General features: G+C 66.4%; 14 protein-coding genes. 5 read left to right on the top strand and 9 right to left on the bottom strand.

Annotated elements, in window-relative coordinates:
* Positions 1 to 203, bottom strand: a 203-nt coding sequence (locus tag G510_RS0109420) for a transposase (protein WP_029153440.1), incomplete at its 3' end; no start/stop codon positions are given.
* 122 nt (positions 204 to 325) lie between these two features.
* Here G510_RS0109420 and G510_RS0109415 point away from each other — a divergent pair.
* Together G510_RS0109415 and G510_RS0109410 are read left to right on the top strand one after the other, a co-directional pair.
* Entirely contained in the window at positions 326 to 808 is a 483-nt protein-coding gene (locus tag G510_RS0109415) for a DNA/RNA helicase domain-containing protein (protein WP_281167439.1), read from the top strand.
* Between the two features lie 68 nt (positions 809 to 876).
* The gene (locus G510_RS0109410; RefSeq protein WP_029153438.1) at positions 877 to 1,191 is read left to right on the top strand and encodes an enolase C-terminal domain-like protein; all 315 of its coding nucleotides are present in this window, start codon (positions 877 to 879) and stop codon (positions 1,189 to 1,191) included.
* A gap of 45 nt (positions 1,192 to 1,236) precedes the next feature.
* Here the strand turns inward: G510_RS0109410 and G510_RS0109405 are convergent, their stop codons facing one another.
* Both G510_RS0109405 and G510_RS17935 read right to left on the bottom strand, forming a co-directional pair.
* Entirely contained in the window at positions 1,237 to 1,674 is a 438-nt protein-coding gene (locus tag G510_RS0109405) for a type II toxin-antitoxin system VapC family toxin (RefSeq protein ID WP_029153437.1), read from the bottom strand.
* Positions 1,671 to 1,937 carry a type II toxin-antitoxin system Phd/YefM family antitoxin gene (locus G510_RS17935; protein ID WP_084644292.1) on the bottom strand — a complete coding sequence of 89 codons (267 nt, stop codon included), beginning with the start codon at positions 1,935 to 1,937 and terminating at the stop codon, positions 1,671 to 1,673. The genes G510_RS0109405 and G510_RS17935 overlap by 4 nt, the downstream gene beginning before the upstream one ends.
* A gap of 116 nt (positions 1,938 to 2,053) precedes the next feature.
* Between G510_RS17935 and G510_RS0109390 the strand changes: the two genes are divergently transcribed.
* On the top strand, positions 2,054 to 2,686 hold the full coding sequence (locus G510_RS0109390; protein WP_036322667.1) for a nucleoside/nucleotide kinase family protein: 633 nt from the start codon (positions 2,054 to 2,056) through the stop codon (positions 2,684 to 2,686).
* Between the two features lie 30 nt (positions 2,687 to 2,716).
* On the opposite strand, the gene G510_RS18275 is transcribed toward G510_RS0109390, so the two are convergent.
* Positions 2,717 to 2,869, bottom strand: coding sequence for a hypothetical protein (locus tag G510_RS18275; protein WP_157560512.1), 153 nt, complete (start codon positions 2,867 to 2,869; stop codon positions 2,717 to 2,719).
* A 58-nt stretch (positions 2,870 to 2,927) separates the two neighbouring features.
* Between G510_RS18275 and G510_RS16215 the strand changes: the two genes are divergently transcribed.
* Entirely contained in the window at positions 2,928 to 4,613 is a 1,686-nt protein-coding gene (locus G510_RS16215) for an MFS transporter (protein ID WP_342664730.1), read from the top strand.
* A 1-nt stretch (position 4,614) separates the two neighbouring features.
* Entirely contained in the window at positions 4,615 to 5,169 is a 555-nt protein-coding gene (locus G510_RS0109375; RefSeq protein WP_029153435.1) for a TetR/AcrR family transcriptional regulator, read from the top strand.
* Here the strand turns inward: G510_RS0109375 and G510_RS0109370 are convergent.
* From G510_RS0109370 to G510_RS0109350, 5 genes are all read right to left on the bottom strand, one after another.
* Positions 5,166 to 5,804 carry an HAD-IA family hydrolase gene (locus G510_RS0109370; RefSeq protein WP_036322661.1) on the bottom strand — a complete coding sequence of 213 codons (639 nt, stop codon included), beginning with the start codon at positions 5,802 to 5,804 and terminating at the stop codon, positions 5,166 to 5,168. The two genes, G510_RS0109375 and G510_RS0109370, sit on opposite strands and share 4 nt — an antisense overlap.
* A gap of 70 nt (positions 5,805 to 5,874) precedes the next feature.
* Positions 5,875 to 7,266 carry a PTS ascorbate transporter subunit IIC gene (locus G510_RS0109365; protein ID WP_029153433.1) on the bottom strand — a complete coding sequence of 464 codons (1,392 nt, stop codon included), beginning with the start codon at positions 7,264 to 7,266 and terminating at the stop codon, positions 5,875 to 5,877.
* A gap of 40 nt (positions 7,267 to 7,306) precedes the next feature.
* A complete protein-coding gene (locus G510_RS0109360; RefSeq protein WP_029153432.1) occupies positions 7,307 to 7,594 on the bottom strand; it encodes a PTS sugar transporter subunit IIB in 288 nt (95 codons plus the stop codon).
* Entirely contained in the window at positions 7,591 to 8,043 is a 453-nt protein-coding gene (locus G510_RS16210) for a PTS sugar transporter subunit IIA (protein ID WP_036322657.1), read from the bottom strand. The genes G510_RS0109360 and G510_RS16210 overlap by 4 nt, the downstream gene beginning before the upstream one ends.
* Positions 8,043 to 8,804: a GntR family transcriptional regulator gene (locus tag G510_RS0109350; protein ID WP_029153431.1), complete on the bottom strand. Its 762-nt coding sequence runs from the start codon at positions 8,802 to 8,804 to the stop codon at positions 8,043 to 8,045. Before G510_RS0109350 ends, G510_RS16210 begins: the two co-directional genes overlap by 1 nt.
* Positions 8,805 to 8,882 lie beyond the last annotated feature (78 nt).

Below are 8,882 nucleotides of genomic sequence, written 5' to 3'. Positions count from 1 at the left end.
AGATCACGGTGGCGGTAGCCGTTGCGCTGGGTGGCCCGGTCAGGAGAGGGCTGTCCGTACTCGGCTCCTGCGACCGCGTCGGCTTCGGCAGACAGGAGCGAATTGATGATCGTCTGCAGCAGCTGCCGCATCAGATCGGGTGACGCGTCGCCGAGCGCTTCACGCAGGACGGTGGCAGAGTCGACAATGTGAGGAGCGGTCATCGTGTGTCTTCCGTTCGAGAGGCTGTAGGAGGTTTCCTCGAAGGATCACACGGTGACCGCGTCTACGTCAGAGACGAGGCAGGCCACCGCGCGTTACACCACTATGCGGGACTCCACTCGAGATCTCGAAGCGCGAAGCAGAAGTTGGTCTTTCCCGCATGCTCGCGGGGTACGGGTACCGCTGGAAGTCTAAGAAGGACGCCCACGCATACGACATCGAGATCGGCGACTTCCGAATGCGCTGGAACGTGGCCGCGCGCGACTGGATCAACTCATCTGGGTCCGCGGACGAGGTCGGTTCGATCCACACCGTGCAGGGGTACGACCTCAACTACGCCGGCGTGATCGTCGGGCCCGAGGTGCGCTGGGATGACGAGGCCGGCCGGATCCGCATCGATCGCGCGAACTATTTCGATACGAAGGGCAAGGAGAACAGCCCGAAGTACGGGGTAGCCGTCACGGACGAGGATCTGCGTGCGCTGATCGTCAACATCTACGTCGTGTTGATGACCCGCGGCATGCGCGGCACGTACATGTACGTGCACGATCCGGTCGTGCGGGAGCAGCTGCGCGGAGCGTTCGAGGGCCTCGGCCGAAACGCCTGAGTCGCGAGTTCACGACAAGCCCTCCTCCCGCGCATGCGCCCGGATCGCCGAACTCCGCCGACTTCCTCGTGAACGGCTGCGCCGCGTATGTGCGTGTCAGCACGCCGCTCAAGGGCGGGGTCACCGGGGCAATGCGCATCGCACACCTTGCCAACGCGTTCCGCATGCGCGCCGAGGTGCACGGACCCTCGGTGGTGCACCAGCACCTCTGCATGGCGATCAGCAATACGACCTACTACGAGGCGTTGATCCACAGCAACCCGATCAACGTCAATCCCGAGGTCGATGCGAACGGGCTCATTCACGCCCCGCAGGGGCCGGGATTCGGCTACGAGAACGCGAAGATCGCCGAGCTGTTCCAGGGGGAGAACACGGGGCGGTGAGCGGTGCGTTTTCATCCTCGGTCGACATACGCGCGCCCGGCGATGTCATGGCGTACGCCGCTGATTCGCATCCACTGTCACAACCCCATGCTCATGCCACGCTTCGAGTAGGGCCTGATCACCACTGACGGCATAGATGCTCTCGTCACGGGCTGCAAGGGCTGAGGCGCAGTGTATGGCGTCGTACCCGCGCAACGCATGACGTCGGCCGAGCAGCGCGGCCTCGCTGAGGATGGCGTCGGTCGGCGTGAGGACGACGACCTGGCGCCAGAGGTGATCGAAACGCCCCAGCGCGCGGTCGAGCTGTTCCTCAGTGAGTCGCCCCATGCGCTGGGCGCGGGCGAACGACGTGTGGGCCTCGACGTACGCGAGCGCGCTCGAAGCGACCGTACCTGCCGCATCCCATGCACTCAGACAGATCGCACTGCTCGGTTCTTTGATGATCAGCGGGATCAGCGCAGACGTGTCGAAGTATGCCGTCATCCGCGCTGATCAGCCACGAGATCGCTCACGGTGCCTGCGGTGAGGATGGGCTCGGGGAGCGGCTCCCGGGGAGCGGTCGCAGCGCGCGCGAGGCCTTCACGGAGTAGTCGCTCCACCCCGGACTCTGAGACGATCCGGGTGATTCGCGCGACCGGTGTTCCATGATCCGTGACGGTGATCTCCACGCCCTCATCGCGCACTGCGGCAAGGTGGCGGCTGAGGCCATCTCGGAGTTCTCGAACTCCTAATGTGGCGTTAGTCATGATTCAATTCTAGCCATAATTGTGCGCTTGGTCGAGGCGGGAGCTCCTCATGAAAGGCTGCGCCCGTCGCCTTTCACCACGAGACACTCAACGAAATCTTCTGCCAGACTCCCTCCATGCCCCTCGACACCCTGATCGCCCGAATCGATGCACTCGCCGGGTCCTCACCGCGCGTAATCGTCGGCATCGCGGGCAGTCCGGGCAGCGGGAAGACGACGCTCGCGACGGCACTTGTCGAGCAGTTGGGGGAGCGCGCGACGCACCTGCCGATGGATGGCTTCCACCTCGCGAACCGCACTCTCGACCGGCTCGGCCGCCGCGCGCGCAAGGGCGCGATCGACACCTTCGACGGGCACGGATTCGTTGCTCTCCTCGAGCGCGTGCGCCGCGAGACGGATCACACGGTCTATGCCCCGAGCTTTCGCCGCGAGGTCGACGAGCCCGTCGCCGGCGAGGTCGCGATCGAGCCGTCAGCTCGCGTCGTGGTTGTCGAGGGCAACTACCTGCTCTCAGAGCAGGATCCGTGGATCCGCGTGCGCGATCTGCTCGACGAGGCGTGGTTCTGTGAGGCTCCCGCCGATGAGCGCGAGCGGCGGCTCGTCGAACGCCACACCCTCGGTGGTCGCAGCGTCGAGCAGGCGACCGAATTCGCCCGCACCGTCGACGGGGCCAACGCCGCACTCATCGAGCAGACCGCGCACCGCGCGAGCCTGCGCGTCTCGGGTGTCACGTGGGACGTGCGGTCGTGAAGTCGACGATCGCTCGATGTGGGCAGAACCTCAGGCGCCCACTTCGCGATCGTCGAGCAGATTGCGCGTGAATCGACGAAGGTCGCGGTGCAGGTTGGTGTGGGCACCGTCGACGGGAACTTCCGAGCGCAGAATCGCGTCGATGTCTTCGAGCGCTTGAACCACGAGCGAGGGGCGCGGCACGCACCTCCCAAGACGCAATTTCACGAACGAGGTGCTCGCGCGTCAGTGCGCCGTGGCGATGTCAGTCGGAACGCGGATCTTGGCTGTTGGTCGTCCCGTGGCACGCTCCTATCGTGATATCGCAATGAAGCGGCTCTATCGCAGTTTCGCCATAACGTTGATCGGTTGCGACATCGCGATAACCGAGCCCATCGTGCCCAGCATCCCCACAACAAGATCCTTCAAACTGTACCGACCAGACGGTAAAGTAAAGGATCTCGACATGACCACCGCACGTCGCTACCTCAGCCTGTCCGTGCTTATCGGCGCAGTGCTGCTGCTCACGATCGACGCCACGGTGCTGCACCTCGCGGTGCCGGCGCTCGCGCGCGACCTTGACCCCACGGCAACCCAGGTGCTGTGGATCGGCGACATCTATTCGTTCGCGATCGCCGGGCTGCTCGTCACGATGGGCAACCTCGCCGACCGCGTCGGTCGCAAGAAGCTGCTGCTGATCGGCGCCGCGGCGTTCGGTGCTGCCTCGGTGCTCGCGGCGTTCGCACCGTCGGCCGAGATTCTCATCGCGGCGCGCCTGCTGCTTGGCGTCGCCGGATCGACGCTGATGCCGTCCACTCTGTCGCTGATCCGCAACATCTTCACCGACCCCAAGGAGCGCACCCGCGCGATCGCGGTCTGGTCGGCCGCCGCGGCGAGCGGCATTGCCCTCGGGCCGCTCGTGGGCGGCCTGCTGCTCGAGCACTTCTGGTGGGGATCTGTATTCCTGGTGAACGTGCCCGTGATGCTCGCGGTGATCGCGCTCGGGTGGTGGGTGCTGCCCGAGTCGAAGAACCCCTCGCCTCACCGGCTCGATCTCATCTCGAGCGCGCTGTCGATGCTCGCGATCATCCCGTTCGTTTACGCGATCAAGCAGATTGCGGGCGGATCCTTTGGCGTGCCCGCCGTCATCGCGCTCGCAGTCAGCGTCGTCGGCGCGGTCTGGTTCGTGCGCCGACAGCGCAGGAGCGCGGATCCGATGATCGATGTCGAGCTGTTCCGCAACCGCTCGTTCTCGGGCGCCGTCGCCGTGAACTTCATCTCGGTGTTCGCGATGAGCGGCGTGCTGTTCTTCTTCTCGCAGTACCTGCAGCTCGCCCGGGGCCTCGGCGCGCTCGATGCGGGCCTCGCGCAGCTGCCGGCGGCCATCGCCTCGATGCTCGCGATCACCGCCGTCGGTTTCCTGCTCGCGAAGCTCGGCCGAGGGCGCGCGATCGCGCTCGCCCTGACGGTCGGTGCCGTCGGTCTGTTGGTCGTCGGCCTCGTCGAAGGATCCGAGCATCTCTCGCTCGTGCTCATCGCGATGGTGCCGCTCGGTTTCGGCATCGGCATCTCGGAGACGCTCAGCGTCGACGCCGTGGTCTCCGCCGTTCCGCAGGAGAAGGCGGGCGCCGCGTCGTCGATCTCAGAGACCGCGTACGAGCTCGGCGCCGCGATGGGCATCGCGGTTCTCGGTTCCGTGGTCACGGCCATCTACCGTTTCGGCCTGCCGGCAGGAACCCCGGAGGCAGCCCGCGACTCGCTCGCGACCGCGGTCGCCGCACTGCCGGAGGGGCACGCGCTCGAGGCGGCCCGCGAGGCCTTCGTCGTCGCGATGCAGTCGACCACGCTGATTGCCGCGGGCGTGATGCTGGCGGGCGCGGCGGTGGCATTCTTCCTCATCCCGAGCGTGCGCGCATCGCGGGAGGTCGTCGCCAGTAAGGTGAGCTGACATGGGCAGAACGGCTGGGCGCGCGACCGATGACACGCGGCGGATGATTCTCGACGCCGCGATGACGCTCGTCGCGCGGCGCGGCGCGGGCGCCTCGCTCGCCGACATGGCGAAGGCCGCCGGGGTGTCGAAGGGCGGGCTGCTCTACCACTTCCCGACGAAGGATGATCTGCTGCGGGCCGGCGCGATCGACCTGTTCGAGAGCTTCCGCACGCGCGTGTACGAGGCGGCGCAGCCCGAGCCCGAGGGGGTGCCCGGCCGCCTCACCCGCGCATACATCCGCATCAGCTTCGCGGATGCCGCGGGTGACAGCGTGCGCGAGGTCATCGCCGTCGCGGCGCAGCTGATGACCGAGAAGCCGATCCAAGAGATGTCCGATGCCGACGGACGCCGCTGGCGCGACGAGCTCATGGCCGATGGCCTGGCGGATTCGACGGTGCGCCTCATCATCGCCGCTACCGACGGCGTGTCATCGGCACCGCTGTGGGGCACGGTTCTCGACGAGGCCGACCAGCGGGCTCTCGAGCAGGAGCTGCTCGCGATGACGCGGATCTAGGCGGAGATCGTCAACACGGATCCGTCGTAGGAGACCTGCGACAGGTCGTGCACGTGCGCGTCGACGATCGCGCCCTCGAGGTGGTCACCCACGCCGATGACGTACTTGACGCCGGCGGCGCGCGCGGCCGCAATGCCCGCCGGCGCGTCCTCGAACACCGCGCAGTCTGCGGGGGAGACGCCGATCGCCTCGGCACCCTTCAGATAGGGCTCCGGATCCGGCTTGCCGCGCGAGACGTCATCCGCACTGATCACCGCCGGCGGCGTTGCGTGTCCTGCTGCAGCCAGCCGGGCGAGACCCAGCGGGCGGATCGCTGACGTCACCACGGCCCAGCGCTCGACGGGTAACGAGCGGGTCAGCTCGACGGCGCCGGGAAGCGCATCGCACACGTCGGATCCGTCGAGCTCGGCCTTGTCGAGCGCGGCGATCGCCTCGTCGAAGACATCGGGCGCGACGAGCGTGGCCACGGTGTCGGCGGCACGTACACCGTGCTCGACCTGCGTGCGGAAGTCGAACGTCGGCGCGTACACTGCCGCCCAGGCGTCCCACGCGACCGCCGCGGGCTCGAGGGAGTCGACGAGTACACCGTCGTTGTCGAACAGGAGGCCGGAGACGGCAAGGCGAATCTGCTGCATGGATCCATTTTCTACGAGAGATGGCGGGGCAGGGGACACGCCTCCGCCCCGCCAGTGTGATGTGCGCGGGTTACGCGACGGATTCCTTCTCTGCGTCCGCGGCCTTCTTGGCCTTGCGGCCGCGGGTCGCGAAGGTGATGACGTACAGTGCGACGACTGACACGACGATGCCGACGATGATCGCGATCTGTCCGCCGGCCTCGGAGAGGCCACCGAGGATCAGGCCGAACACGCCGTAGTCGGCGTCCGAGAACGTCGCGTTCGACAGCCCGATGTCGCCGAGCACCGGCAGGAGCAGCAGCGGCAGGATCGTGATGGCGAGGCCGTTCACGAACGACGCGATCACGGCTCCACGGCGCCCGCCGGCAGCGTTTCCGATGACGCCCGCGGCCGCACCCGTCATGAAGTGCGCAACGACGCCCGGGATGACGATCGTGGTGCCGAGCGCGACCATACCGAGCATGCCGACGATGCCGCCCGCGAAGCTGACGAGGAAGCCGATGAGCACGGCGTTCGGGGCGAACGTGAAGATGATCGGCACGTCGAGCGCCGGCTTCGAGTTCTTGACGAGGCGCTCGGAGACGCCCTTGAACGCCGGAACGATCTCGGCGAGGATCACGCGCACGCCGGCCAGGATGATGAACACGCCGCCCGAGAAGGTCGCCGCCTGCATGATCAGGAACACGATGAAGTTGGTGCCGCCCGAGAGCTCGCCCTCGATGTACGTCGGGCCTGCGAAGAGCCCGACGATGATGTAGATCACGGCCATCGACAGTGCCACGATCACGGTCGTGTCGCGTAGGAAGCTGAGTCCCTTGGGGAAGTTCATCTCCTCGGTCGACTTCGAGTTGCCCTTGCCGCGCGTGAGCCACGCGATGAGCCCGCCGAACGCGATGCCCGCACCGCCGGTGTGGCCGAGCGCGACGGTGTCGCCGCCCGTCACGCGGCGCATGAACGGCTGTACCAGCGCGGGGGAGACCACCATGTAGATGCCCTGCGCGATCGAGCCCCACAGGATGACCTGCCACTGCGAGAACCCGGCGACGCCGAGGATCACGGCGAACATCGCGGCAATGTAGAACGACACGTGGCCCGAGAGATAGACGTACTTGAACCGGGTCGTGGCAGCCAGCACGATGTTGATGATCATGCCGAAGAAGAAGATCAGAGCGGCGGCCGAACCGTAATCGATCAGCACCTGCGCGACGATCGCCTCGTTGTTCGGCACGACGCCCTGAACGTTGAACGCGTACTGGAACATCTCGCCGAACGGATCCAGGGATCCGACGACAACGCCGGCGCCCGCCGACAGCACGAGGAACCCGACCATCGTGCGGATCGTACCCTTCAGAACGTCGCTGAACGACTTCTGCTGAACGGCGAGGCCGACGAGGGCGATGAGCGCGACGATGATCGACGGCTGGGTGAAGATGTCGAGCAGGACATCGAGAACAGCATCCATGTCAGATGCATTCCTTTCTTACGTCTGGCGGGGCCAGAAGTCAGTCGGTGAGGCCGTGGCGCTTCGCTGCGGCGGCGACCTTGTCGCGGAGTTCCGCGAGGTCGATGATGCTGTCCAGGACGACAACGTCGCCCAGGTGGGAGGCGGCGTCGGCGATGTCGCGGCCGACGAAGACCGCGTCGGCGTCGCCGTTCGCGACGGATCCGAGGTCTGCGTGATCGACATCGACGCCGTCGATCTCGAGCTCCTTCAGAACCTTGTCAATGTTCATGTGCACCATGAAGCTGCTGCCGAGGCCGGTGCTGCACACCGCGAGGAATTTCGTCATTTGCTTTCTCCTGACTTGAGTACCGCCAGGGCATCGGCGGCATTGGTTGCTGCGAGAAGCGCGTCGCGCGTCGCGTCGTCCGAGAGCAGGGCTCCGAGCTCGGCCATCGTCTCGAGGTGACTCGTCGAGTCGGCCGCGGCGAGGCACACGAAGAACGAGATCGGGTGCTCCGCCTCGTCGTTCAGCAGCACCGAGGGGCGCACCCAGAGCGCCGACAGGCCCGTCTTGATCACGCCGCGCTCGGGGCGCGCGTGGGCGAGGGCGATGCCGTAGCCGAGGTCGATGTAGGTACCGCCGTCGGCGATCGATTCGAGCATTGCATCGACATATTCGCGCGAGATGCTGCCGGATTCGAGGAGAGGGGTGCTCACGAGTTCGATCGCGTCGCGCCATCCGCCGAGGTTCTCGGCGAAGAGCAGCGTGTCGTCATTGAGGTGCGTCGTCAGCATCAGATTCGTGCCTCCTGGAGGTTCGGGCCCGCAACGCGCAGGCTGAATTCGATCTCGCCGTTGACCGGCGTGTGGCGCGCGGTGCCGTGGGCGACCGGGCGATCGAGGTCGTCGTACACGGTCGACGCGACGCTCAACAGGCGAAGTCCGGGCTCGACCGCGAGGTTGAGGGCGACATCCGGTGCCGCCTCCGCGACCGACACGCGCATGTCGTTGCGCGCGAGCGTGACGCCGTACGCGTCGCGCAGGTAGTCGTACAGGGATCCCGACGTGAAGTCCTGCGTCGCGCAGTCGGGGAACTTTTCGTACGGAAGGTGCGTCACAACGTGCTGGTGCAGCTGGTCGTTGACGTAGCGCAGGCGCACGAGCTCGATGACGCGCTCGCCGGCGGTGATATCGAGGATCCGAGCGGTGGTCTCGTCGGCGGGGATGAGCTCCTGGCGCAGCACGCGGGTCGTGACCTCGTGGCCTGCGGCCGTCTGCTGGCGGTAGAACCCCGTGACCGCCTCGGCGAATCGCTCGGGGTAGTGCACGCCGGCCTTCGGCTCGGTCACGAAGGTGCCGCGGCCGTGCTCCCTTGTGAGCCAGCCGTCCTGCACGAGGCCGTCGACCGCGTGGCGCAGTGTGATTCGGCTGACGCCGAACTCCTCGCAGAGGGCCTGCTCTGAGGCGAGCTTGTCGCCGACCTCGAGGTTCGAGATGCGTTGGAGCAGATCATCGCGGACGGCGCGGTATTTACTGCGGCCTGTCTGACCTTCCATGCCTGCCTCCTTGCGGGTTCACCGCGACGTCACGGTGAGAAATTGATTATGACGACATGATGACATACGAGTGAACGG

The organism is Microbacterium gubbeenense DSM 15944 (assembly GCF_000422745.1).
GTDB lineage: Bacteria > Actinomycetota > Actinomycetes > Actinomycetales > Microbacteriaceae > Microbacterium > Microbacterium gubbeenense.
This window is presented reverse-complemented; position numbering and strand designations above follow the sequence as displayed.